Below are 26,021 nucleotides of genomic sequence, written 5' to 3'. Positions count from 1 at the left end.
TGCTTGGTTTTTACATTTAGAAATAGTTACCCCTTGAGGATGAAATGTAGGAAAGATTATAAAAAATATTAATATTTAGGCATTTATCAGTTGTTTAACCCTCTCCTTACTTCTTTCCCTCAAAGTTCTTTTTAGTGTTTTTCCAGTTACTCCAAAGGGAAATTGAAGCCAGGGAAGTATTTCAAGGGAAATTAGTTTTTGATCTAACGAAAGAAGGCTGTTCAAGGCTTCCAACAGCACTTCTTCGGTATACCCGTAACCAGTCCGTAAAGCAACTACTGCGGCAGGTAATTGACTTCCGTCTTTTTGTGAAAAACCATACACACAAATATCAAATACAGCTTCATGCTTGTGCAGGATTTCTTCAATTAATAAGCTATAGACAGGAAAATTCTTGGTGTGTATTACATCCACCTCCCTGTCTAACTGCACAATATGGCCATCCTTACCAATTCTGGCCACGTCCCCTGTAAAAAACCACTTATCATGAAAGCTTTTAATTGTTAGGTCGTGATCATTCCAATAGGCATTAAAAACCGTTTTTCCTTTTACCTCAAGTCTTCCAACTTCTTCTTTTTCCACCAGTTCTCCCTTTATATTGGCAATACGAATGGAGGGTCCCAAGGGAGTGGAACCAGGTCTACCAATACGCCTATTGTACTTCCTGGTAAACTTGGTATAGTACCTCAGTACAGAAGGTGTACCAACCTCACTTGATCCCTGGGCATCCAAGAATACAGCCCCTTTTATGGGAATACCCAAATTTTTAAAAACAGATCCTTGGTGTAGAAAACGGGATATAATGACTTCGTGGCTTGCATCCGCAGTAGAAGCCCAAACGCGCATCTTGGATAAATCGTAATTGGCAAGGTTTAACTCCTTGAGCTGGGTGTAGGTATTGGGGAATCCGAAAAAACCGGTAAACCCACCCTTTTCGAGCTTTGCAATTGTTGTGGTGGCATCAAAACTTTCAGCATCATGATAACTACTCCAATGACAGGGGAGCCCTAAAAGCAAGCTGGCGTTAAAGGTCAAAATTACCGCTTGATGATTGTTAGGTACGGCCATGTACCCCTTATCCCTTCTTCTGGAAAGGTGTACATAACAAAGCCAACCCTTTATAGCAAATGATTGTGGTCCGTTTCTGAGTATGACAGATTTTGGTATTCCCGTAGTCCCAGAAGTATGGACAAGATAAACGGGGTCATTTTTACCTCTTCTTATCAACTCCGCTTCAGTAATCACACCTGCTATAGCGTCTTTAAAAAACCAGATATTAAGCATTGGCAATTTTTCCAAAATCTCGGCGTAGATTGCCAATGACTTTTCATCCATATCAGATTTTTCATTTACCAATAGGACAGTCGTTACTTTTCCAAAATGGCCTTCTTTATAAAATCTGAAAAAATTAGGCAGATCTGTAATAAGTACTGTTGCCCCAATATTGGAAAGATAGGGGCCAATAAGGTTCGATGCAAATTTACCGTGAACGGGACATGCAATACCTCCTGCCCTCATAATGCCCATAATTAAAATATGGATATCCAAGTGGTTTTCCTTATAAACAGCAACCCTCTCACCATAATTCAATTCCAACTTTGTCTGTAGCATTGCTCCTATTAGACCTGCTGTGGCCTTCAAGCGACTGGCACTCCAGGCCAAGGGATCGGGATATTTTTCCCTATGGATTGGTATTTCCCATTTAGCTGGTTTATCGCAAGTAAATAAGGGTCTTTCTCCATATTTTTTTTCAGCTCTAAATTGAACTTCTTCCAGAGAAATTTTGCTTAACACCAAGGCAATCCTTTTTTGCAGCCCAATTCGAAATATTATAAAGATCAAATAGGATAGGATACCAAAACCGAGTGCTAAAAAGAAAATCATATTTAGAACATCAATAATTCAAAATAATGTACAAACGATACATAAATGTACATAAAAAAAAACTGACAAAGGCTGCAACTGTTATGGCAGAAATACCAGCCTACCGGGGATAGGCCTTAAGTTATACATACTGTTCAACCGGGTAGTTGTACATTTTTTGCATCGCCCAAATGCGTAGCATTCATGAATACCATTAAAAATCAATAGACCAGCCGATGAATAAAACCGATCAGGGCCGAAACTAAGGAATGGTGTACCTGAGTTTCAAAGAGCCAGCAGTAGAAGGGAGCACCATGCTATACAGCATTTTAGTGGTCAATGAACGACGCCAAAACATTGGCACATCTCCTTCAAAAATTTTTAAAAATTTTCTAAAACTATTTGCGTAGTTAAATGACTTCATATATATTTGTAGTCAAATAGCTTCGTAATGAAATTGAGACGTGATATTTTTCAAGCAATAGCAGACCCAACAAGACGTGCCATACTGGTATTGCTTTCCACTCAAACTATGACAGCTGGGGAGATTGCTGCTAATTTTGATACTGCCAGACCTACGATCTCCAAACACATTCAAATTTTAAATGAGTGCGAACTCATAAAATCAAATCAACAAGGACGAGAAATTTTCTATCAAATTAGAATAGAAAAAATGAAAGAAATTGACAAATGGTTGGAACAATTCAAAAAGATTTGGGAAACCAAATTCAATCAATTGGACAATGTTTTATCAACTATTAAAAAACAAAAAAAATGAAAAACAATTTGTTATTTGACTTTACCGTTGACAAAACCACAAATACGGTATTTGTAAACAGAGAATTTGATGCTGAACTAACCTTGGTTTGGGACGCATTCACTAAACAAGAAATCCTTGACCAATGGTGGGCGCCAAAACCTTGGCAATCACGAACAAAGTCAATGGAGTTTAAGGAAGGCGGCCGCAGGTTTTATGCAATGGTTAGTCCAGAAGGACAAGAACATTGGTCTATCCAAGACTATACTTACATTTCGCCAAAAACTAATTTCAAATTCGTAGATGCCTTTGCTGACGAAAATGCAAACATTAACACCACATTTCCAAGTTCCAAATGGAGCTTGAACTTTGATGAAACCAAAGAATTGACCAAAGTAAGCATTGAGATACATCATAATTCCCTTTCAGACTTGGAACAAATAATTCAAATGGGTTTCAAAGAAGGTTTCACGATGACACTTAACGACCTAGATAATCTTTTAAATTCCTTAAAAAACAATTAAAATGTCTAGCAAAATTTATCCTTGCCTGTGGTTTGATGGTCAAGCCCAAGAAGCAGCAAAGTTCTACTGCTCAATTTTCAAGAACTCAAAAATAACCTCAGACAATCAAATGGTCGTTACGTTTGAATTGGACGGCAAAAAGTTTATGGGACTTAATGGTGGGCCAAACTTTACGTTCAACGAAGCTGTTTCTTTTGTAGTAGACAGTGAAACACAAGAAGAAATTGACTACTATTGGAGCACTTTAATCGCTGATGGTGGGCAAGAAGGCAAATGTGGTTGGCTAAAAGACAAGTTTGGTATATCTTGGCAAATTGTACCTACAGTTCTTCCAAAGCTTTTGAGCGACCCAAATAGGGCACAAAAGGTTATGGAAGTATTTATGGAAATGAAAAAGTTTGATATAAAAGCTCTTGAAAATGCTTAAGGACAATATTAATTAATAATACTGCAACCATTGACAAAATGACTAAGGTAGAAATAGCAAAATCATTTTCAAACGGAGAATTTGTAAAAACATATGACTTCATTGCTGACAACGCTGTATGGACAGTTGTGGAGGAAAATACCTTTACAGGAAAACAAGCAATTATAGACAACTGCGAACAAGTTGGTAAGTACTTTAAATCGGTAACTACTGCCTTCAAAACATTAAACATCATTACTGACGAAAATAAAGTTGTAATTAGTGGAACAGCAGAATTTTTAAGGGACGGTCAACGTGTATCATTTGTTTCTGCTTGTGACGTATATGAATTTAATGGCAATAATAAAATCCAAAACATAACATCTTATTGCATTCCAGGAAAGTAGAAAAACAACGATAGGCGAACAACAATAAAAATAGGCCGGTTCCTGAGCCTGCCTACCGGGAGGTAGGCCTGCCTTGTCGGCAGACAGACCTGCCTTTACGGCAGACCCGCGGAGTCGAAATGTTGGACACTTTTATCATTAATTGAGGTCTCGACTGTGCTCGACCGGACAACCTTACAATAAACTACTCTTTAACCATTAGAAACTGATAGAACTCAAATAGATAGATTATTAATTAAAATTAAGATTTCTGTCTCCTCGAGCGCAGTCGAGAGGTATTGGACCCTTATATCCTTAAAATGAGGTGGCTCCCGATAACCATCTGTATGAGCCTGTCTAGTAGACTTATCGCAGCCAAACCCAAATCAAACTAAAGTACAAGCGTGCACCCCTTCCCCCCTATCTGCCTGTCCATATAAACGGAAGCTTAAACTGTATCTCGATTTTTAAAAGGCTATACTTGCTCGCAATGTACACTGACTCTCTTCCCTTTTGTACACTTCGGTCAATGGGTTGTTAGGGCCGAACCAATACGCCGAGCCTGGATGGAAGCTCCACCCTTACGTGTAAATTTTTCGGTTGCACCCACATTTCCCTCAACAACCCAATAGTTGATATTGGCTGTGCCAAGATTTTTAGGGTCGTTGATGTTAAATTCTGTTGCCTGCCATTGGTTCTGGCTGTTGGTCTGGTCCTTCCCTGCTATCTCCATATCCAGTTGTTCTATTGAAAAGCCGTGCTTTCCCGTCACCGTAACCGCATTGGTACAACGTTGTGCCCCTACTCGGCCAAATCTGGAGGCATGATGGGCGAAGACGAATTCCAATCCATTGGTGTTAGCGGCCAGGTTAATATTGTCTCCGTCTGTATGTTCATTCACCAAAATACCAGTGTGGTATCCGGTCACCACCACGTTTCTCAGTATGGTTAAGGCAGCATTATTACACGCAGGTGTAATTAGGCCATTTGTCATATGGCTTGGCTTGGAAGCCTGCACACTGTACACGCCAGTATTAATAAACACATTCTCTATCTTGCATTGAAGGGCGTATTGTAAATCGATTCCACCGATGCCTGGATTATCATAGGTCCTAACATCTAAATTTTTGATGATCACATTGACCCCTGAAAATTTTTCATATAGGGAATTGGACGAGCTGTTGGCAGTGATGACGGCAGCTCCCGTGGGAGCGAGACTTTTTACGACGGTGCCATTATTAAGCAATGGGAAGGCCCCAATGGTTCCAAACACAGGTGTAGGCTCGCTTTCACCTTCAATTACAATCGTAATCCAGCTCGGTATAGGTTGTGAAACAGCTGGAATTAGGATTCTACCGCGATATACCCCGTCCGGCAAGTACATACGTCCACCTCCTGCCTCAACTACAGCCTTTAGGCAAGCCGAAAATGCCACAGTATTATCCGTATTATCATCGCCCACTGCCCCAAAATCCAACACATTGAAAGTCCGGGAGTGTCTAGTAGTTGTATTTTGGATTTGGCTGTTTTTCTCCTTATTGGGCCGTTCCCCCTGATTGCCATCATATGGTTCCTCCTTTTCCCTACAGGCTGAAATCAGAATTAAACATGAGAGCGCGACTAATTTAAGATTTAACCATTCTGGTCCATTTTTTATACGATATCCTATTTTACCCATCATCTGTGGTGTTTATTATAAATATGTCAACGGTTAGGTCAATTACCTCAAAGCAAGCCTGTCTACCGACAAAGGCAGGCCCATGCGGCATCGGAAGGAAACCAACAATAACGTTTCGACGCCCGCCTGAACAGAACGGACGGGCAAGCGTCGGAGTATTCAAATCTCACTTAGTGAGTAAAGCAATCGTTCCATTTTAGTTTTATTGTATTTTAAATACTCCTACATAGCTTCAAAAAGAAGTAATCTAACCGTTGATTTGGGCAGGTCCACCATGAGGCTGAAATCTTTGCTGCTCAATATTTGTTCGCGATTCAGGTCCAAATTGTGATTATCGTCCAATACATATTCGCTACACTTTAATTCGTTTTTAAAGGGAACATTCTTGATCCGAAGTTTGTAGCGCGAAGCATCATCTTCAAAATTGCTTATTAAAACTGCCGTTTTTCCTTCACCCAAATCGGTAGATGCAATAATAGAAACACCCGTTTCCTGTTTATTTCCTGAAGTAAAAACCCGTGTGCCCAATTGTACCATTTTATGATAGGCCTCCAACGCATGAATTGCTTTTTTGGGTATTCCTGTTTCATCAAAAAGCCCAATACGAAAAATGGTCCCAAAAGCGGAATAGTATTGTGCCATATCCAATTCTGTATCCTGCATATAGGATAAAACTGCGACGGTAAAGGCTGAGCCAGGGGCGCCAGTGGTTTGGGCAAATACATCCCGTGATTCCGCCCTGTTTTTGCCATCGGGCCAGTATGGTATGTAATTCCATTCGGACAGACTGATTTCGGTATCCTTAAATCCATGTTTCCTTATGATAGCGTTGGATATTTCAATTCTTTTCATGAAGTCGTCCGTACTTTTACTATAGATATGATAGGAAACAAAGTCTAAAGGGGAATTGGTTTTTTTGCAATGTTTAAGGAAAGCCTCGCCAAGTTCACTGTCCATGTTAAAGGCGATTGTAGGTCCTCCAACTTTTAGGTTGGCATCGAGTTTTTTTAGGGTCTTGGCCGTTATTTCATATAATTGAAGATACTGTTCTTGAGTTCCTGACCAGCAATCTGCGATGTCCGGCTCATTCCAAACTTCCCAATATTGAATATCCCAATTAAAACCTTCGGCCCAGCCCATATTATAATGCTGCACTATCCGGGAACAAATGCGCGCCCATTTTTCAAAATCTGCCGGAGGATGGATGTAAAATTTGGGTTCCCCATGCTCAATACTTTCTCCCAACCTAAATATTACTTTTGCGCCCAGATCCAAGATCGACTTTATATAAATGTCCGTCGTTTGAAAATGATAGTTTGCCGGGTCATTTTCATCGGCGTCAAAGTTTGGAAAGATGGTGTGGATATCAACCGTTTCTTCATCGGAATATCTTGTATCGTGAAGGCGTACCTGTGGAGGGCCGAAGGTTTTGAAATATTCACTATTGTCAAATGCATTTCCCAATCTAACTCTCGGACCGCCGTTAACCCCGTTCAATGGCTTGAAACCGCCCATGGTTTTGGATACATCTACAGTAAACTCTGGCAATTTTGTAGTGTCGTTGTCTTGGGCCAGCAGAGCATTTCCAGATAGTATTCCTAAAAATAAAAAAATACCAATGAATGCTGAAGTAATACAATTGTTTGTTTTCATGGGTTTTTGGTTCGCTATTAGGGTGAAAGTATCCAAATTTATGATGTATAATGAAAATGACTTGGCTATACTTTTTTAATAATCGCATTGAATTGTCAGATTCCAAAACAACGGTAATTAACAACCAATTGATAGTCAATGAAAAGTTACCATACAGCAAACAAAGCATTATTTTATCGATTAAGCAAATACCAATACCAATATTTGTTATCTTAGAAGTATAGTAACAATCACTTGGTTGTAGTACTCCCCCCTCTTTGCAGCAAAATTTTATTGGATTAACAGGACAGCAATGGGTACTTAGGAACGGTCTAGTGGGATTGTAGTTTTAAAATGGGTATATATAGTTAATACCTATATCGAATTGTTAGCCGTAATTAATATAAGAACATATGAATAAAGTTGTCACATATGGATAAATTCCACCTCAGACAAGCTTTATTTGAAAGAAGGCTAAGGTAATTATAAAAAGGACCACCGGTGAATTGTTTGATGACAATAACATGAATCTAAATATTCTAAATATCAATAATGAAAATTCCTTTAAGCCCCTTTGGTAGTATTTATATTCTTACAGCCTTCATTTTCTTGATAACAAGCATAGCCGCATTTACTCCGACCTCAATAAATCTGATAACCAATATAAAAACAGGTCAAGTCCCGATACCTCCGTTGATTCTTCATATTCATGCTGCTTCAATGATTTTATGGCTACTGTTGCTTTGCATACAGTCCATACTGATTAAATCCAAAAACTATGCTCTTCATAAGAAACTAGGTATTGCCTCTATGGTTTTGGCCGCATCTATACTAATATCAATGTTTGGAATTGATATTACCAACATTAATGGAGGCTTGGAATTATCAAATAGTAACACTAAAGAATTTCTTATTGATTATTCCGGGTTGCTGCTCATTCATGGAGTAAGCTACCTGTTCTTTCCATTTTTTTATGTTTGTGCAATTGTATCAAGACACAAGGACAGTGAAACTCACAAGAGAATGATGATGCTTGCGACTGCTGTTTTAATGGTCCCAGGAATAGGCCGTTTAATTATGGTTTCGAAAGTTCTTCCAGACTTTGGTCTAATTCCTATAGATGCCCGGCATTTATACATGCTTGTGCTTATCACACCAGCTATTGTCTATGATGTCTATACACGAGGATTGCCTCACCGTGCCTATTTGATTGGGTTAGGGCTGCTAGTGGTATGGATTGTTTCTGCCCATTTTATCTGGGGAGCGAACTGGTGGATAGAGTTGGCTACAAAGCTGTTTGGAGTACCATGACCATAAAGATTATAAGGCTAACAAAAGAAAAATTGCATTGAAACGCATCTTATCTAACCGTTGTAGCACATTGTAACTTGATTTACTAAACCAGAATATTATGAAAAAATATTTAATAGTATTTTTTGTTATCCATATGACCTTATTGGCTAGGGGACAAAGTATGGAAGGAAAATTTGTCTCCGATCAATTATATTCAGCTGTTTTAGAAAACATCGGTGGCGAGGCAGCAACAAGGAGGGTTAGCGTTTATATCCCTCCAGGTTATGATTCATCAACTGATAAATACCCCGTCATTTATTATCTGCATGGAATCACGCAATCAGATAGTTCTCTTATCGCTGAAAACAAAATTGATAAAATGCTGACGAAAGCGATTGCCGAAGGGAAAATCAGGCCCTTACTATTTGTTATGTGTGACCAATTCACATTGTACAGGGGAAGCTTTTATACCAATTCTTCTTTGACTGGAAATTGGTCCGATTTTACCTCGAAAGAATTGGTGAACTATATAGATCAAAAGTATAGGACCCTTCCGAATAGAGAAAGTCGTGGAATAGCAGGTCACTCAATGGGGGGACACGGGGCTATTAAACTTGGAATGCTCTTTCCAGATGTCTTTGCCAGTGTATATGCCTTATCGCCTTATGTTCTAGCCTTGGAAAAAGATTATGGAGCAGAATGAATGGCTTATAGGCAAGCCCAAATGATTAAAACACGTGACACACTAATTACCGGCTTTAATTATTTAAATGCCAATGCCGTGGTAGCTATTGGGCGTGCCTTTTCTCCAAACGCGAACAACCCTCCTTTCTATGCTGACTTACCTTTTACATATAACGGAGATAGTTTGGTTGTCAATTTAGAGGTTATGAACTTATGGAATAAAAACTTACCCAATGAGATGATTAAAGATTATGTAGCTCAATTGAAAAGTCTAAAAGCTATAAAATTGGATTGGGGAAGGGATGATTTTTTCACTCATATCCCACCGACAAGTAGAACTTTTAGCGAAAAATTGGATGAATTTGGCATCAATCATTTTGCAGAAGAATATAATGGTTCTCATTTGGATAAAATCTATACTGAGGATGGAAGGTTTATGAATGATATGCTTCCATTCTTTAACACCTACCTAAAATTTAAATGAAGCAAAACATGCTACAACAAAGAAGTGTATAATTAAGTGTTATCCGATTTCCGAAATGGAAATCCTCACAATCAATTATCTTTAATACCAGAGTGAAAATCCCGTCGGATTTAGCCGCAACTAATCATACGCGAACCGTTAGCAGTAATCCAACACAACCGAAGAAACAAACTTAATGATTAATAATAGGGAAGGTTAAAACTGAATAGAGTAAGGGAAATAAATTAAAAATGAATGAAACAGATTAAATTTTTAGTAGTCTCAATATTTTTCGCTTCGATACTATTTATCGGATGCAAAAATTCAAACAAATCAAAAGTAACTGCATCCGAAAAAACAGAATTGACAGATGCCGAAGATGAATGGGTTTCAATCTGGAACGGTAAAGACTTAACTGGCTGGAATACCTATTTCAATAGTCCTTTTTCTGGTTTTGACAAAACCCAAGAGGGTTATTTGGGCTTGAATAATCCTAAGCAGGACGTAATTAAAGTAGTCCAACTGGAGGATGGTAATGTAATACGCATCTCAGGGACCGCTTTTGGAATGATGTCTACCGAGCAGGATTTTGGCAACTATCATCTGAAACTGAAAGTTAAATGGGGCAAGGACAAACACGTACCGAAAGAAAAAGAAATCAGGGATAGTGGTTTGCTATATCATGGATTTGGGGAACCTGGGTCTTCTTATGCCTGGATGAATTCGCATGAAATGCAAATTCAGGAAGAAAACATGGGAGATTATATTGCAATAGGTGACATAGTAATGGATGTTCCGAGCAAACCTATGGATGGTATTTTCTATCAATATGATAAAAATTCAGCGCTTCGAACCTACTATGGAACTAAATTATTTAAGGATGATCGACTAGTAGAACCAGTAGACGATTTTAATGATAGTTATGCAAAAATGTATGTGGCAAAGGACTCAGACAAAGAAAATAAGTATGGAGAGTGGAATGACATTGACTTAATCTGCTTTGGAGATTCAAGTATACACATGGTCAATGGCACTGTTGTAATGAGATTATTTAACTCAAAAAAAACGAGCGATAAAAGCCCTGTTGGATACGGAAAGATAGGACTTCAATCGGAAGGGGCCGAAGTATACTATAAGGACATCAGGCTTAAAAAGATTAATAAGATGCCAGCAAAACTTGTGACTATAGAGTAAAAAGCCTGAATAAAAAACACTACTACCAACAGTGTATAAAAATAATGCGGTAGTATGTGCTTGATCAAAGTTTAGTGCTGTTTTGTTACGTCTGATTTACAGTAACGAGGAAACACATAAAAGATTGAGGAAATAACAGCACACAAATACGCAACTTTCCATATACATAAATGTTGGTTACAATTAAATAATAAAAATGAAAAAACTCATGAAATTATTGGCTTTGTCCTTGGTGATTATTTTTTGCACTTTATGTAAAAGACAAAAAAATACCCATCTACCAAAAGATTCTATCCAGTCCGATACAAAAGACGTAATCGCTCCCAACGGACCTAAACCCAAGGATGTAATAGATTCCACCATACCTAACAGCATTACTCGTACCATCAAGCAAGAAAGAAATGGTAACATTTGGATTGCAGCATTTGACGGTATTTTTCGGTTCGATGGTAAATCTTTTACCAATATCACAAGTAAAGTAAGTTCGGCCCTCTTCTTTTCCGTTTTAGAAGATAGAAAGGGAAATTTTTGGTTCAGTTCTGTTGGTTCTGGGGTTTATTATTACGATGGGAAATCCTTTCGGAATTTTACAACAATGGACGGACTTGCCAATGATCGGGTTACTGATATTTATGAAGATAAAACCGGCAATATTTGGTTCTGTACCGAAGGCGGAGCAAGCAGGTACAATGGCAAATCATTTAAAAATTTTACAATCAAAGATGGACTCCCCCACCGTAGTGCGTAGGCAAAAAAACAAAACATATGATCAAGTTCTTCAGACGTATTAGACAACAATTGCTAATGGAAAACCCGCCCGAAGGTGCCAGTCCGTCACGTGCAGGCAAACTCAGTAAGTATTTGCTTTATGCGATTGGTGAAATTATTCTTGTAGTGATTGGAATTTTGATTGCGCTACAAATCAATAATTGGAATGAAAGTAGAAAGGAAAATCTAGAATTAAAACATTCCCTGGAGTTGATGATAGACGACTTGAAACAAGATATAGTATTTTACAACAATCATATAGATGATGTTGTTCCTACATTAGAGTTTTTAAAATTATTATCTCAACGTAATTATGCCACTCTAAAATTAGAATCAATGGGTTTTTTCTTAACAAAAAATTTTGACCCGAGAAATTTTGGTTCTGCTTACTATTCTTTGAAAGACAATAACAAGTTAAATCTTATTAAGAATAAAAAGCTGAAAGAAGAAGTAGTTAATTATTACGAAGTTACCTCTGTGTATTTTAACGATTTGAGTGATTGGCACGAAAAGTTTGTAGCTGAGAATGTTGAGAGTTATATATTCGACAATTTTCCGGTAGGTGTTAATGCAAATGTTATACCGGCAGTAGTTATTGAAAAAATGTAAGATGTAAAGCTTCCAAGCCTTGTAAATTTTCAAATATTTACCATAAATCGATACGTAGGGATAATGAAAACTAATATTCAGTCAGCTAAACGTCTAATTACCGCAATAAATGAAGAAATAAAAGAATAACCACGCTAAAAAGCTTGGTAGGCGAAAGTACAACAACACCTATAAACAATACGGGCTTGTTCTCGGGGTTTGTGCATCTTTATAAAGACCGCACAATCCATTAGATTTTATAAAATATGGTAAACAGTATACCCCAAAGATTGGATTTTTGTTGGCAGTACCAATCCCTTCTCTAGCACCACCAAGAAATACCATACAACCAACAAAGCCATATTTTATAGATTTAGTAAATGCCAATAGTAACAAACACTTGGTTGTAGTACTCCACCCGCTGCCCAACAGCGAAAATTTTATTGAATAGATGATATTGGAAATTTTCTTCTTTTAAGTTAATCACCGAACTGTTCATAAGATCAAATTCCATTTGTTGGAAACATCTTAAGCCATTTTTTTGCGTTTTGAAAAAATATTTTATCCACAACTTCCTTGGGAAGTTTTAATCCCTTAAACTCTTCATTTACCAGATCACTGGTCATAACCTCATCGGTAACGAAAAACCGCCAATCCGTAAGCCACATTTTATGCATCTCCTTCTGCATTTCTTTGACATTTTCCTTGCCATCATCGGCCAAATCGGTTGCATAGAGGATCCGATCTTGGTACTTAATAAAAAAGGCACGAACCTTTTCCCTATTTTCTACAGTTTGATAAAAAACTTGCCCCATTCTGGCAGCGAGGTCTATGGACATATTGGGAAACTTGTCCAACCGTTTCGCCAATTCATCAACACTCCACTCTAGACTCCCCATGTGTACTCCAATAAACACAAGATCGGGGTGTTTTTCCAGCATACGATCCCGAGCAGCCACCTGTTCTTCATAAGAAGGTAGTTCCGGATGTTGGTACATGTGGTACTGAGGATGTTCAGAAAAATATTTCCGATCGTTGTTGGTTGTCATTTCATCTAGCGGAAGCCAACAGTTTTTTGGTTCTCCCAAATGACCTATCAATGGTATCTTTTTACTGGCTAAATAATCGAATATCGTATCCAGCTTGGGATTGTCCACCATTATTAGCTCGTTATCCTTATCACGAAAAACCATACCGATATTCTTCCAAACCTTTACAGCTATGGCCCCTTCTTTAAAACTCTTGTCCAACCAGGAAATGGTATTCTTTGTGAAGTCTGGGTTATCCCAATCCTCTATGGAAAAGGAGGTAGCGAACTCATAATCCTCAGGATGCCCTTTCTTTTGAGTCAAACAATAATCATATTGTTCTTTAATAAGTTCCTCGCCTTTTGAAAGGTCGACCATAATATTCAGCAAACGAAAATTGTCTTTCCTTGCTTGATTTACAAAACTGTTCCGATCTGCAAAAACATGAATGTGGGTATCAATTTTATCTACCTTGTCAAAATCGTCCAAAGTATAATATTCATTCTTTTCCCCACAAGAAATCGTTAATAGTATTAATAAGGCAATCCATGGTTTTTTCATCTGTTTAATTTTTATAGTTTTTATATGATATTGGTATTAATTGGCATCCGGATCAGTGGTTTTCAAAGCTGCTTTAAAATTGTTGAACAACGGATAAGAACCTCCCAACTTATTGTTTAGAACCTCTTTACTCTTGCCCGTTGAAACCAAACCCAAGATTTTAAATTCCTTTAAATTGTGATAAGCCGTTACATGGGATGCACCCATATTTCCACACCCCACTACCAGAACACGTACCGGACTGCTTTTATTAACCATATTATTATTAAATTTTATTAGTACATATTTTAGGGAATTATCTTTCCGTTTTTAGATCAGCACTATCGGCTAAACCGCCCACCAAATCCTTTTGACCCCTATTGTCCATAACAGGTAAAATGTGCGGCACCTTGTTGTCCACTTCTAAAGTGCCTACAAGTTTTTCCCTGAAGAAAAACATAAATAACAAACCCACCAATAAAGCAATTATAGCTGGAACCAGCCAAATGGATTCCCATTGGTAGCTCAAGATGTCATTAATGTTGACAAGAAAATCATCGGTTACTGCTCCTGAAACAAATGAGCCAATAAACATTCCCACCCCATAAGTTGCAAAAGTGATAAGCCCCTGGGCGGAATTTCGAAAGGAGGGTTTGGACTTTTTATCAATATAGATCTGACCGGAAACAAAAAAGAAATCATAACATATACCATGTAATATAATTCCAAAATATAACATCCAAATTCCTGGACCTATATCCCCATAAGAAAATAAAAGATAACGTACTGCCCAAGCAAAAATACCTATCAGCATCATTTTTTTAATTCCGAGCCTCCTAAAAGCAAGGGGCATCAATAACATGAATAAAAGTTCGGAAACCTGCCCCAAAGTCATTTTAGCTGCAGCATTTTCCATCCCTATGTCATTCAGAAAAGGATTGGCAAAGTTGTAATAAAAAGCCAATGGGATACAAACTAGAATAGAGCTGACAAAAAAAACAATAAATGACCTTTTCTTAAATAAAACCAAGGCATCCAGTCCCAATATGGCAGAAATGCTTGCGCTTTTACCTGTAGGCGGGGTACTTGGCAAGAAGAAGCTTAAAATACCAAGCACCAAAGAACAATATGCCGCAATGCGGAAGGTCATAAAAGAAGTCTCCAACTCCATAAACCCTATTAAAAGTCCCGCTGCTATCCAGCCTATGGTTCCTAAAACCCTAATCCGTGGAAATTCCTTATCGGGATCCTCCATTTGCGAAAAGGAAATAGAGTTAACCAAGGACATCGTTGGCATATACAATAATGTGTATAGCAAAATCAACCACCAAAATTTTTGAAAATGCTCCACGGTACTTATATAATATAAGGTGGCAGCACCCATTAAATGTAATGTCCCCAATACCTTTTGTGCGGAGAAAAAGCGGTCAGCTACCAGACCAACAAAAAAAGGAGAAATAATGGCTGCGATAGAAAGGTTTGCATATGCTGCCCCCACTTGTGTTGCATTTGCCTCCAACGAGGACATAAGATAGGTGCCCATGGTAACATACCACGCTCCCCATATAAAATACTCCAATAGCATTAGAACGGATAAACGCAATCTTACTGAGTTTTTCATGGAGGTGGTGAGTTGGTTGGTTAAATTTTTGTATGCAATGAATTTTAAGGGGTTAAACTGAATATGCTTTGGAAACAACGGAAAAACTCACCTTTTATAATCGGACTTGTTGTTACTCATCCATAGGATTCCCAACTATTTATTAAGCAAAGGAGCTATCTGCTCAGCAGTAGTTACCCCTGGCGGCAATTCTATTACTTTTAAATTCCTGAAATGAATCTCCGCACCTTCAGATTCGAGACAGAAATAACCTTTCTTTTGAGTGGATTTAGAAATACCATTTACAAATTTTCCGTTAACAGAAAGTTTAATGACCCCATCTACACATACTACGTCATAGGTATTCCATTCACCCTTTCCCTTACATCTATTCTCTACGGACTTACTTCTTTCCCCCCGTGGATTATCTGGTAGGGTCACCACTCCCCCTACACCCCAAACTTCCCCATGAACATAGGCTATGGGCTGTTGAACACCATCTTTTGCATTTATGTTTACCCAGTCCAATTCCAACATCTGGATTTCAACACCGTCCGGCAGTGGGGAATTTCCCTTTGGATCGGCACCGCTCCATGCAAATATTCCAGAATTGCCCCCTGCTTCCATATGTCGCCATTCTACATGAAGAATAAAGTTTTCATATTGTTTCTCCGATCTTACTACCCCAATTGGATGGCCCAAGTTTACCAATACCCCATCTTCACCTACTGTCCACCCCTCTTTAACGGTATTCACATTGATCCATTTAATGGTAGATGCTTCTCCCGACTTCCCTGAAATCAAATTCTCAAAGGTATCCTCCTCGCCAAATTCAAATTCAAATGCTTCGTTCTGGGCCTCGGCCTGGTAAGCAATCATTACAATTAACAAGACCGATAAAAGGGCAGATTTTCTCTTAATCGAAGTTTTCTTCATGTTTATATGGTTAAATTATTTATCAAAATAAAATAGCTGTTCTTCAAATTCCCCGACGTAGTTTTAGTTACAGCAGAATAAAGTATTCCCATAAAAATAGCAATTTTGAGCACTCTTCACCTCTAAATTGCTAAATCTATAATTAAATCATTGTGGTGATTCCCGGAACCGCTATTCCTGGACCGTCATATTTTAAATCCCAACTGTACTCATCGTTCTCGGGACCAAGGGATACGTTGGAGTTCATGGCCTCTTCCCAACTGATCGTTTGTCCGGAATAAGCCGCATCCCTAGCTATTATAGCCATCAAGGTACTATTGGCGGCCATTTCCCCATCGTTTATAGCGCTTCCCATACGTATGGATTTAAACAATCCGTCGTGCTCACTTTGGTACATATCGTTTGTTTCCCCTTCATACTTCCATTCATTTTTGCCCCAAATCTCATGTCTATTTCCCTGATAAAATGCATTTCCCAATGTACCGGCGACTTCTACAGAGTTTCTGGACGACCCTCCATTAAGTTGCCTTGTGGAAACATTTCCTTTTAAACCACCCCCGTAATCAAATTCTACTGCAAAGTGGTCATAAATATTGCCGTACTTTTTATCCGTACGCCACTGCCTTCCACCTACCCCGGTTGCACTCAATGGCATTCGTTCTCCCATTGCCCAGGAAATCATGTCCGTACTATGGACGAACATTTCTACAATAAAATCCCCGCTCAACCAATTGTAATAATACCAGTTGCGCATTTTATATTGCATATCGTTCCAATCCGATTGACGTTCTTTATACCAAAGTTCACCCCCGTTTCTAACTGAGGAAATGGATTTTATTTCCCCTATATCTCCACCCAATACTTTTCCAAAGAGGGCCTGTTTCGGTAAATCATATCTAAAACAGAGGCCAGAAACTATGGAAAGGTTCTTTTCTTTGCCTCTTTTTGCAGCCTCCAAGACTTTACGTACCCCAGGCGCGTCCACGGCAACGGGTTTTTCATAGAAGACATGTTTACCAGCGTCAATGGCCGCGCTAAAGTGTTTTGGCCTAAATCCCGGGGGCTCGGCCAAAAGCACTACATCTACACCGGAATCAATTAATTTCTGATAAGCGTCAAAACCAACAAATTGCATTTCTTTTTTCACATCTGCTCGTTGTCCATGTTCTTTCTTCAACAATTCCAAAGAACTGGTCAGTCTATCCTCAAAAATATCGGCCATAGCATGCAAAACGGTATCAGGGTCTGCACTTAGTGCCTGTACGGCCGCACCCGTACCTCTACCCCCACAACCTATCAAGCCAACCTTCAATACTTTATTCTGAGTAAGGAATGGATTTGCAAAACCAGCGTTTAGGGTCGCAGCACTAAAAAGTGTAGCTGCCCCCGCCTTTTTTATGAAGGATCTTCGGTCAGAGCCTTCTAATGAAACAATATCTTTTTTAGTCATAATTTTTAATTTACATAGTCCGGATTCTGGGTAATTACATCATTAATATTCATTTTGTCCTTGGGAACAGACCGGCATTAATCCCTATTTTAATTGAAATTAGCAACCACTCCATAGTCCAACAGCTTCCATTCACCGGAAACAGCATCTTTATAGTAAATTTTCTTGGTCCAACCTGATCTTTAAATAACCCATTTTCCAACGATTAATATCAAATACGCGCAAACTCTCAAAAGCCAAATTCCTCAATCGTTCAGGTTTTGTTTCGTTAAGTGTGTCATTGTTCTTCCAGACCCAATCTTTCTGGATAGTTTAAGGCCAGAATAGATATAACTTTGGTTCAACTTTTTGGTATATGCCATTTCTTTGTAAGTCTGCTACTAACCAAATATAATAATTTATAGTGAACAAGTTGATGACCAATAAGTTATCGAAATAAAATATTTAGACGGCTCGAATGGAGTTTGTTTTCTCTTTGATCAATTTAATATTTATTGGTTTACTTTTACTAAAGATAGATTATTTGGATATACCTGTAATTTCGTTTGTATTGGTTTTGCCAAACAATACATGCGTTTGGCTTACCTGCCTGCCGGTAGACAGGGCCATAATATGTTATGAATTTTATCGGCTTATAGTTTGTTAATTGGAAAGATATAAATTACATATATACAATTGTTGCGGTTAATTATAACCCGTCCTGAATCATCTGCACATACAAATACTCAAAAGAAAAAAATATCTAGTGCATGATATTGCGGATTAGTTATTAGATTGTCATTATTTACATTTGTGTTATCACCCAACAATTAATTACATGAAAAGAAGATCAATGTTAAAATCCATGGGAGCTGTCTCTCTTGGAATGGTAACACCATCCTTTGCAAAGGAAGAATCGCTCGTAGCGCCATATATTGTAAAAGAAGAAAGTATAACTACAGAGATATTGGTAGTAGGCGGTGGTACGGCTGGTACTATTGCCGCTATTCAGGCTGGCAGAGCCGGAGCACAAACGATCTTGATTGAAAGTGGGAGTCAGTTGGGAGGAACTACCACTACAGGCGGCGTCGCCTTTCCGGGGATATTCCATGCTTGGGGCAAACAAATTATTGGCGGTATAGGTTGGGAATTAGTGATGGATTGTGTGGAGTTGAATGGAGATAAATTGCCCAATTTCTCTAAGGTTCCAGATAGCCATTGGAAACATCAAGTAACGATAAATGTTCCATTATATACTTTATTGACCGAAGAGAAATGCTTGGAGGCAGGTGTGGATATTCGTTATTATGAATCTCCAACACAGATTGAATTTAAAAAGGGAAAATGGATCGTAGAATCCGTTGGAAAAGGTACAAAAACAACCATCGTCTGCAATCAGATAATTGATTGTACTGGAAATGCATTGATTGCATCGATGGCCGGTTATGATGTGCTAAGAGAAAAAGATACACAACCTGGCTCCCTGATCTTTAGATTGGGAGGCTATAACTATGATTCACTTGATTTAACCAAGATTCCAGAAGAATACCACCGCGTATTGAGACAAAACATGCTCGAAAATTCAAAAAGGGAAAGTCGTGAGCACACCTATGTCCCCTATAGTTATGTATATGTGCCGGGTGCAGATTCTACCACTTCCGAAGTACATACCAAGGCTAATAAGGAAGGAAGAAATACCCTGCTAAAATTGGTAAGGACGCTAAAAACTTTTCCGGGGTGTGAGAATTTGAAACTGGTGGATTTAAAAACGGAAACTGCCGTTCGAGAAACCTATCGAATAGACGGTTTATATAAAATGAACAAGGATGATTATACCTCTGGAAAGGTGTTTGACGATGCTATTTCCCCTTGCTGGCGCGAGCATCTTGCTCGTGCCCCGCTAGTGTAAGCGTCACGTGCGCCTAACAGCTAAGCAGGCTCGTACTGTCTGTCATTCAAACCATAACCTATTATGAAATATAAACTGTACCTATTCTTTGGCCTTGTCTTTCTCATTGGGAGTTGCACAAACAAAAAAAGTGTTGACTTTAGGTGTGCTCCAGAACCCATGCCAAAGTATGATTATAGAGCAAGCATAATTGGAGAAATGACTCCAGAATTGGATTCTGTTCTAAGAATAGAGAAAAGAAGAGAAATCTTTAAACCCTGTAGAGTTTACGCTTTTGATGCAGCATTCTATAGCGCATCAAATGAATTAATATCCCAAGAGCGTATTTTATTAATGGCAATAGGAAAGCGATGGGAACATCATCCTGAAATTCAGGACGAGATTCTGGTAAAATATGAATTTGACAAGGAGTCAGTTGATAGCATTAATTTATATCAACTCAACAAGAGCGCCATTTCTAATGAATGGTGGCAAACTGTAAGTACAGGAATAAGAGAGAATGTGGAACAAATATGGATGCATCCCTTCAGGTCCAACCAATATAACTTCACAGAGGTAGCTCCATTTCCGCAAATTAAATTTCCTTTGAGTGTAGGAAAAAAATGGACAGACAATGATATAGTATTGAAAGAAGGTTGGGGGGATTGGTCCCACATGAAAGTAAGAAGTACCTTTGAGATCCTATCCAAAGAGACTGTACAGACAAACTACGGCGAATTAGAAACCTGTTGAAAAGTTAGAGGCGTATCAAACTTTGACCTGGGCCGATCTGAAGTGACCTATTGGTTTCATAAAAAATATGGGTTTGTCCAATTGAACTATGTGAATTATGGAGGCCAAAAACTAAATATTGAGTTAACGGAAATCACAGAAAACAACAAATAACAACGTTTCCTATTCATTGGTTATTCTCCCCTACTCCAAAATCAACTCTGCATAAATTCACTCATACTATGATCTACATAACACAACTTATTTACGTTATAGCCGGACAGGAAGAAATATTTAATCAGTTTGAGGAACTTGCCATTCCCATCATTTTAAAATATAATGGTAGACTTACTCTAAGAATTAGACCCACAGAGGAATCCGTAATCGAAAAAAATATAGAGACCCCTTATGAAATTCATTTGGTGGAATTTAATACGCAAGAAGACTTTGATAATTTTAAAAATGACGAGGAACGAAAAAAGTTCTTGCATCTAAAAGAAAAGTCGATCCAATCTTCCATTTTAATCCAGGGAACTAAATTATAGTAGCTGCTTATTTCCCCCTTGCTGGCGCGAGCATCTTGCTCGTGTCCTGGTAGTGCGAGCCTGCCGCTCCTGCTAGCGGTGGATCCCTATAAAAACAGGGCTTTTTTAAAAGGTTTTGGTGGTATCAATTTCGTTCTCCATTTTTGCTGTGTTTCCTTTGCCCAGTCGGCAATGTGTTGGTATTGTTCGTCGGTCAGTTTAGCTTCCTCATGAAGTAAAAGGTTAGATTTAAGCGGCATGCTCTGTTCTTTCATTACCAAGTGAAGGTTTTCGATAATGTTGCACAATAGAGATTTAAAAATTTAATCGATTAAGCGAATTCCATTACCTATATTTACTACCTTAGAAGGCTTATAATAAATTGTTGGCTGTAGTACTCCCCCCTATTTACAACAGCGAAAATAGTATTGTGTTAATAGAAATTATAAGACACTAAAATGTATTCAGGTAAAGGCTAGTTGACACGTCGTTTGTAAAATATATAAAGTCAATATCTATATCCAATTGTTATCAGCAATGCTAAGAAAGGCAAGCAGATGGGATAATGCACAAGGTTTACATATGGAGAGACATAAGGGACAAAATATTTAATGTCTAATGATAGAAAAAAAGTAAAACCCGAAATTGATATTAACTAAGGGGATGAGAAAATAGGACCTTGAGTAGCTAGTGAGGGCAAAAAAACTTTAATATTTATGAATCAAAAAACACATGCACTTTCATTTAAATATTTGTTGGTACTAATTGTATTAATCCCTTTTTCAGTTTTTGCACAAAAGAATAAGGTTTTAATTATTTCTGACACATGGCCTCAAATGGACGTCTTGGCAGAAGGCTTGACGGAAAATGGTTATATCATCAATAAAGTAGAGGAAGAAGAAATTGAATCCGGTATATCAGGTTTTGACTTTGTTTTCATGTATATTCATAAAACACACTCTCCCAGAACTGAACGCGCATTAATTGATTACACGATGAATGGTGGGTCATTAATTGTCCTGCATCATGGTATTTCGTCTTCAAAAATGAAAAATCCCCAATGGCTCGACTTTTTAGGTATCGAATTATTTCCAAGAGACCATGAGGAATATCCATGGAAGGTTTTGGCCAATTTGACCTATTCCATGGTGAATTTGTATCCAGGACATTTTATTACTACTAATGGGATTAAATATGAAAAAGTCACCACATTTAATTCTGAATATGATTCAAAATACGACGGGACATTTAGTTCTTTTCAACTAATAAATACGGAGTTGTTTCTGAATCAACGTTTTAAAGATGATCAAAGAACAATTTTATTTGGTTTTAGAACTGAAGATGGATCAAGAATTCAACCAACTTCTGGTTGGTATAGTCAAAAAGGCAAAGGGATGGTATTTTATTATCAGGCTGGGCATGAGGTATCAGATTACAAAAATCCGAATTTCCTAAAGGTTTTATTGAATACCCTTGAATGGAACCCCAATTAACTCATTTCCCACTGCCTAACCAAAAATTAAAACATAGTAACAAGTAACTGACGGTTATACCAAGCGTTGACAACTAAAATTTTACAATAAACATGAGAATAATGGTAACAATAAAACTATTAAAGTCCTTTCTAGTTCTTTTTATAGCAAGCACATTGGGAACAGTAAATGCCCAATATAATCCACATAGTGATGAGATCGATTATTTGGAAACGTATCGGGGACAATATCATTTCAGCCCAAAATCAGAATGGATGAACGATATAAATGGACTGGTATATCAAGGAGGAAAGTATCATATGATATACCAATGGGGTAAAGAAATAAGGCATGGCGGTTATGCTACAAGTCAGGATTTATTACATTGGAAAGATGAAGGTGTGGCATTGATTCCCCAAAAGTCATTTTTGCCAGCAGAGGCCGTTCGCAACGTTTCGGGCGATCAAGTGTATTCTGGAAGTGCTGTAGTGGTCAGCGGTGAATCGGCCAAAAGAATTACAGGTTCAAAAAAAGAAGCGATTGTCGCCATATATACGGGCACTGCCGTAGGTACCTGTTTGGCATGGAGCAATGACGATGGAAAAACATGGCATGATTACGCCAATAATCCGGTGGCACATTTTACAAAGAATGCCAATCCTCGAGATCCATGTGTTATTTGGCACAAACCTAGTTCACAATGGGTATTGGCACTTTACGAAAACGGGACTACTTTTTATGGCTCTCCAGACCTTATAAATTGGGAGTTTTTAAGCAATCTTGATTTTGGCTATGAATGCCCGGATTTATTTCAATTACCATTGGATGGTGATGAAAATAATAAAAAATGGGTATTACAAGATGCCAACGGTTCTTATCTTGTAGGAGAGTTTGATGGTACAACTTTCCTACAAGATAAAGATCAGGAAACTTTGGTAATGGATGTTGGGCCCGACTTTTATGCTGCCCAGACTTTTCCAATGGGAAACCTTCCCAATAATGATCCGCGAATTATTCAGCTGGCCTGGATGGATCACTGGAATGGTGGAATTGGAGAAAAGGGATGGGAACGAAACGCTACTTTTCCAGTATCTCTTGGACTGACAACTGTGAATGGACAAAAACGAATTACCAGATATCCGATTCATGAAATTTCCAGCATTTATGAAAGCACCAAGACTTGGGGAGTTCAGTTGGTAAAACCAAAAACAAATTTGCTGGAAGGTATTCACTCTAAGAAATTTGAGCTCTCCCTAGAAATTGATCTGACCGAAACCACTGCCCAGACTTTTGGCATTAAAGTAGCCAATAGATATATAATCTATGACATTCATAATAAGACTTTATTAGCCAACGAATTATTACCGGACGATTCAAATCATGTCAAAATAAGATTATTGGTCGATTGGGGGCAACTTGAAGTATTTGGGAACAATGGCATTTTTTCATATTCGCAACAATTTGCTTTCTCTCCCGACCAAGATACCGTTGATCTATTTACTGACGGAGAATTAAAATTAGTATCCATGGAGTTTCATGAAATTGCAAGAACATGGTAACCCAATTTTATGGGCTAGTTTACAGTATTTTAATTAAAATACTGTATAGCTGATTTCAAGTAGTTGGATTAAGAAATAAGTTTTTCAGAGGGATTTATAATCCAATGGTAGATTTTTTGGTTGAATCTATTTCTTTCTCTACTGTCTTCTGTGTCTCCTTTGCCCAGTCGGCAATCTGTTGGTATTGTTCGTCGGTCAGATTTGCTTCATCATGAAGTAAAAGGTAAGATTTAAGCGGCATGCTCTGCTCTTCCATGACCTTGTGAAGGGCTTCGAATTTCTTGGCAGCAGTTTCCGGTGGATAAGTAGCAAATTCGGAGAAATTCAAAGCCTGTTTGGCATTCTTAATATGGCCGTTCATCCACCAACTTACAGGTTGTATGTTGTAATACCACGGATAATTTTCGGTATAATTGGAATGGCAATTATAACAGGCCACATATAGATCCATTTGGATATTCATTGGCACCTCGTACTTATCTGTTATGTCCACATCGGTATCAGCGTCGACATAATTTTTTTCAGGATTAAATATAGGAAGTTGTAGAATCAGGAGGACAACAAATAACGCAAGGACAATCTTTAACCAGGTTTTCATAATTGCATGTTCAAAAAAGGTGCTGTTTTTAAGAAAAATAGACCGCAAATGCCTTTACCGTTGAACTAAGCTAATAATTTTTTTAAACTTTCCGGGAAACAATTCTAACCATCGCCCCATAATTTCTTTACAATTATTCCAATTAATGCCATTTTAATTGTAATTTTAGAGATAGACCGTTTAACAAAATCATATACTATGAAACACACAAAAACTCCTTATTTCGGATTATTATTGATGGCTTTTCTTTTTATGTTCTCGTCCAACGCTTTTGCCCAAAGCAGTGAAACTATCAAAGGAGAAGTTTTGGACATGTCTTGTTATGTTACGCAAGAAGCTACGGGACAAGGCCACAAAAAATGCGCCCAAGCCTGTTTGGATAAAGGATTACCTGCCGGAATTCTCAGTGAGAACGGAATGGTTTATCTTTTGGTAGAAGACCACAATGCAGCTGATGCCTATAAACAAGTAATTGCAAACGCTGCTGAAACGGTAGAAGTAACCGGAAAAGTGGTGGAAAAAGATGGTATAAAATCTATCGTTGTAGAAAAGGTTACGGTAAAAGGATAAACCACAAATCCTTTTAAACTTATTCAAAAGCAGTTCTTTCACCGAGCTGCTTTTTTTTATGAAAATACTTTCCCATTGTCCAATGTAGGGGTCATCCAAGCCCCAAAGCAGATTTCATTTAAGGTTTGCCGTTTAGCTTTACTATTTTTAGATCGGTTTTCGTGAGTATTGGATTTAGTTCATTGATTTCTGCTTGTTATTTCAAGGTATTCATGAACCTTCGGTTTCTTTGCTTGTCCGACCCTTCGACTCCGCTCAGGTTGCGGCCATGACATCTCCACTGCCCCGCTAGTGCGAGCGTCACGCCTGCCTGACTGCGAGGTAGGCTCGTACTGTAATCAGTGTCTTTACCATTGTCTCCCTTCTTTTTGATAGTTAGGCCCGCTGTGTAAAATCGCAGCTGTGTAAAGGCTTCCGATTTATGGATACCCCTAGAATCAGGTAATAGTTTTAATGCCAATTGTTTTCGCCACTCTTTGGAAATTGTCGTGAATACTATAAAAGGCACGAGCGCGACGCTCGCGCCAGCGGTGGGGACCAACCAGACCATAGGCTTTGAAGACAATGTTCAATAGCATTAGATTAATGATAATGATTTTTCTACATTATGTAGGTTTACGGAACATAGGAACGGCCTATTTCCAATTTCGTTTTAAATCAAGCGGTTTCCGCGTTGGGTGTTGGTAGCCGTCCAAAGAGCATTTCACCCAAGTGAAAGCGGTCTGGACGGTGCGGCCGTGGAAAGTGCGTAGATTTAAAGAAATTTAAAATCAGCCTAGCCTCTGCAACAGCTGGCTCCTCCTAACCAAGGTACACCGTACCTTGGTTATTCAGCCCTGGTCGTTTTTTGGGCGATGCAAAAAATGAACAGAACACAAACTCTGGGCAAGTCTATCCTATCTTTTTCTA

At 38.3% G+C, this 26,021-nt stretch carries 26 protein-coding genes; 16 read left to right on the top strand and 10 right to left on the bottom strand.

The annotated features are described in order from the left end of the window. Positions 1 to 75: 75 nt before the first annotated feature. The gene (locus CWD91_RS14965) at positions 76 to 1,884 is read right to left on the bottom strand and encodes a class I adenylate-forming enzyme family protein (protein ID WP_103441780.1); all 1,809 of its coding nucleotides are present in this window, start codon (positions 1,882 to 1,884) and stop codon (positions 76 to 78) included. A 430-nt stretch (positions 1,885 to 2,314) separates the two neighbouring features. Here CWD91_RS14965 and CWD91_RS14960 point away from each other — a divergent pair, with 430 nt between their 5' ends. The 4 genes from CWD91_RS14960 to CWD91_RS14945 are packed head-to-tail and all read left to right on the top strand — an operon-like array spanning position 2,315 to position 3,957. Then, positions 2,315 to 2,641: an ArsR/SmtB family transcription factor gene (locus CWD91_RS14960; RefSeq protein ID WP_103441779.1), complete on the top strand. Its 327-nt coding sequence runs from the start codon at positions 2,315 to 2,317 to the stop codon at positions 2,639 to 2,641. After that, positions 2,638 to 3,144 (top strand): SRPBCC family protein, encoded by a 507-nt coding sequence (locus tag CWD91_RS14955; RefSeq protein ID WP_103441778.1) that lies wholly within the window; start codon positions 2,638 to 2,640, stop codon positions 3,142 to 3,144. The genes CWD91_RS14960 and CWD91_RS14955 overlap by 4 nt, the downstream gene beginning before the upstream one ends. Before the next feature lies 1 nt (position 3,145). Further along, a complete protein-coding gene (locus tag CWD91_RS14950) occupies positions 3,146 to 3,571 on the top strand; it encodes a VOC family protein (RefSeq protein ID WP_103441777.1) in 426 nt (141 codons plus the stop codon). A 38-nt stretch (positions 3,572 to 3,609) separates the two neighbouring features. After that, a complete protein-coding gene (locus CWD91_RS14945; protein WP_103441776.1) occupies positions 3,610 to 3,957 on the top strand; it encodes a nuclear transport factor 2 family protein in 348 nt (115 codons plus the stop codon). 505 nt (positions 3,958 to 4,462) lie between these two features. Here the strand turns inward: CWD91_RS14945 and CWD91_RS14940 are convergent. Together CWD91_RS14940 and CWD91_RS14935 are read right to left on the bottom strand one after the other, a co-directional pair. After that, a complete protein-coding gene (locus CWD91_RS14940) occupies positions 4,463 to 5,617 on the bottom strand; it encodes a glycosyl hydrolase family 28-related protein (RefSeq protein WP_103441775.1) in 1,155 nt (384 codons plus the stop codon). Positions 5,618 to 5,836: 219 nt separating this feature from the next. Next, positions 5,837 to 7,267, bottom strand: coding sequence for a GH39 family glycosyl hydrolase (locus CWD91_RS14935; RefSeq protein ID WP_103441774.1), 1,431 nt, complete (start codon positions 7,265 to 7,267; stop codon positions 5,837 to 5,839). A gap of 531 nt (positions 7,268 to 7,798) precedes the next feature. Between CWD91_RS14935 and CWD91_RS14930 the strand changes: the two genes are divergently transcribed. From CWD91_RS14930 to CWD91_RS14910, 6 genes are all read left to right on the top strand, one after another. Further along, positions 7,799 to 8,557: a hypothetical protein gene (locus CWD91_RS14930; RefSeq protein WP_103441773.1), complete on the top strand. Its 759-nt coding sequence runs from the start codon at positions 7,799 to 7,801 to the stop codon at positions 8,555 to 8,557. A gap of 100 nt (positions 8,558 to 8,657) precedes the next feature. Next, complete coding sequence (locus CWD91_RS22895; protein WP_205164647.1) at positions 8,658 to 9,242, top strand: alpha/beta hydrolase; 585 nt, start codon at positions 8,658 to 8,660, stop codon at positions 9,240 to 9,242. Positions 9,243 to 9,263: 21 nt separating this feature from the next. Then, entirely contained in the window at positions 9,264 to 9,707 is a 444-nt protein-coding gene (locus CWD91_RS22890) for a hypothetical protein (RefSeq protein ID WP_205164646.1), read from the top strand. Between the two features lie 234 nt (positions 9,708 to 9,941). Then, positions 9,942 to 10,880, top strand: coding sequence for a 3-keto-disaccharide hydrolase (locus CWD91_RS14920; RefSeq protein ID WP_103441772.1), 939 nt, complete (start codon positions 9,942 to 9,944; stop codon positions 10,878 to 10,880). A 196-nt stretch (positions 10,881 to 11,076) separates the two neighbouring features. After that, positions 11,077 to 11,628 (top strand): two-component regulator propeller domain-containing protein, encoded by a 552-nt coding sequence (locus tag CWD91_RS14915; protein WP_239985806.1) that lies wholly within the window; start codon positions 11,077 to 11,079, stop codon positions 11,626 to 11,628. 17 nt (positions 11,629 to 11,645) lie between these two features. Beyond that, positions 11,646 to 12,257, top strand: coding sequence for a DUF6090 family protein (locus CWD91_RS14910; RefSeq protein WP_157943805.1), 612 nt, complete (start codon positions 11,646 to 11,648; stop codon positions 12,255 to 12,257). A 482-nt stretch (positions 12,258 to 12,739) separates the two neighbouring features. On the opposite strand, the gene CWD91_RS14905 is transcribed toward CWD91_RS14910, so the two are convergent. From CWD91_RS14905 to CWD91_RS14885, 5 genes are all read right to left on the bottom strand, one after another. Then, positions 12,740 to 13,825 carry an amidohydrolase family protein gene (locus CWD91_RS14905; protein WP_103441770.1) on the bottom strand — a complete coding sequence of 362 codons (1,086 nt, stop codon included), beginning with the start codon at positions 13,823 to 13,825 and terminating at the stop codon, positions 12,740 to 12,742. A gap of 36 nt (positions 13,826 to 13,861) precedes the next feature. Then, a complete protein-coding gene (locus CWD91_RS14900) occupies positions 13,862 to 14,083 on the bottom strand; it encodes a Gfo/Idh/MocA family oxidoreductase (protein WP_205164644.1) in 222 nt (73 codons plus the stop codon). Positions 14,084 to 14,120: 37 nt separating this feature from the next. After that, positions 14,121 to 15,425 (bottom strand): nucleoside permease, encoded by a 1,305-nt coding sequence (locus CWD91_RS14895; protein ID WP_103441987.1) that lies wholly within the window; start codon positions 15,423 to 15,425, stop codon positions 14,121 to 14,123. A 135-nt stretch (positions 15,426 to 15,560) separates the two neighbouring features. Next, complete coding sequence (locus CWD91_RS14890) at positions 15,561 to 16,340, bottom strand: 3-keto-disaccharide hydrolase (RefSeq protein WP_239985804.1); 780 nt, start codon at positions 16,338 to 16,340, stop codon at positions 15,561 to 15,563. Between the two features lie 142 nt (positions 16,341 to 16,482). Continuing rightward, positions 16,483 to 17,790, bottom strand: coding sequence for a Gfo/Idh/MocA family protein (locus tag CWD91_RS14885; RefSeq protein ID WP_103441769.1), 1,308 nt, complete (start codon positions 17,788 to 17,790; stop codon positions 16,483 to 16,485). A gap of 817 nt (positions 17,791 to 18,607) precedes the next feature. On the opposite strand from CWD91_RS14885, the gene CWD91_RS14880 reads away from it, so the two are divergent. The 3 genes from CWD91_RS14880 to CWD91_RS14870 all read left to right on the top strand — a co-directional run bounded on the left by CWD91_RS14880 (position 18,608) and on the right by CWD91_RS14870 (position 20,934). After that, the gene (locus tag CWD91_RS14880; RefSeq protein ID WP_103441768.1) at positions 18,608 to 19,678 is read left to right on the top strand and encodes an FAD-dependent oxidoreductase; all 1,071 of its coding nucleotides are present in this window, start codon (positions 18,608 to 18,610) and stop codon (positions 19,676 to 19,678) included. A gap of 63 nt (positions 19,679 to 19,741) precedes the next feature. Then, positions 19,742 to 20,410 carry a hypothetical protein gene (locus CWD91_RS14875; protein ID WP_157943804.1) on the top strand — a complete coding sequence of 223 codons (669 nt, stop codon included), beginning with the start codon at positions 19,742 to 19,744 and terminating at the stop codon, positions 20,408 to 20,410. Between the two features lie 221 nt (positions 20,411 to 20,631). Then, positions 20,632 to 20,934 carry a DUF1330 domain-containing protein gene (locus CWD91_RS14870; protein WP_103441766.1) on the top strand — a complete coding sequence of 101 codons (303 nt, stop codon included), beginning with the start codon at positions 20,632 to 20,634 and terminating at the stop codon, positions 20,932 to 20,934. 86 nt (positions 20,935 to 21,020) lie between these two features. On the opposite strand, the gene CWD91_RS22585 is transcribed toward CWD91_RS14870, so the two are convergent. Further along, a complete protein-coding gene (locus CWD91_RS22585) occupies positions 21,021 to 21,194 on the bottom strand; it encodes a heme-binding domain-containing protein (RefSeq protein WP_262509687.1) in 174 nt (57 codons plus the stop codon). Positions 21,195 to 21,629: 435 nt separating this feature from the next. Between CWD91_RS22585 and CWD91_RS14865 the strand changes: the two genes are divergently transcribed. Both CWD91_RS14865 and CWD91_RS14860 read left to right on the top strand, forming a co-directional pair. After that, entirely contained in the window at positions 21,630 to 22,406 is a 777-nt protein-coding gene (locus CWD91_RS14865; RefSeq protein ID WP_103441765.1) for a ThuA domain-containing protein, read from the top strand. A 101-nt stretch (positions 22,407 to 22,507) separates the two neighbouring features. Then, entirely contained in the window at positions 22,508 to 23,944 is a 1,437-nt protein-coding gene (locus CWD91_RS14860; protein ID WP_103441764.1) for a glycoside hydrolase family 32 protein, read from the top strand. Between the two features lie 94 nt (positions 23,945 to 24,038). Here CWD91_RS14860 and CWD91_RS14855 read toward each other — a convergent pair whose 3' ends face one another. Next, positions 24,039 to 24,542 (bottom strand): heme-binding domain-containing protein, encoded by a 504-nt coding sequence (locus CWD91_RS14855; protein ID WP_103441763.1) that lies wholly within the window; start codon positions 24,540 to 24,542, stop codon positions 24,039 to 24,041. A gap of 198 nt (positions 24,543 to 24,740) precedes the next feature. Here CWD91_RS14855 and CWD91_RS14850 point away from each other — a divergent pair, with 198 nt between their 5' ends. Then, positions 24,741 to 25,112 carry a hypothetical protein gene (locus tag CWD91_RS14850; RefSeq protein WP_103441762.1) on the top strand — a complete coding sequence of 124 codons (372 nt, stop codon included), beginning with the start codon at positions 24,741 to 24,743 and terminating at the stop codon, positions 25,110 to 25,112. Positions 25,113 to 26,021 lie beyond the last annotated feature (909 nt).

This window comes from Arenibacter hampyeongensis (assembly GCF_002909255.1).
Lineage (GTDB): Bacteria > Bacteroidota > Bacteroidia > Flavobacteriales > Flavobacteriaceae > Arenibacter > Arenibacter hampyeongensis.
This window is presented reverse-complemented; position numbering and strand designations above follow the sequence as displayed.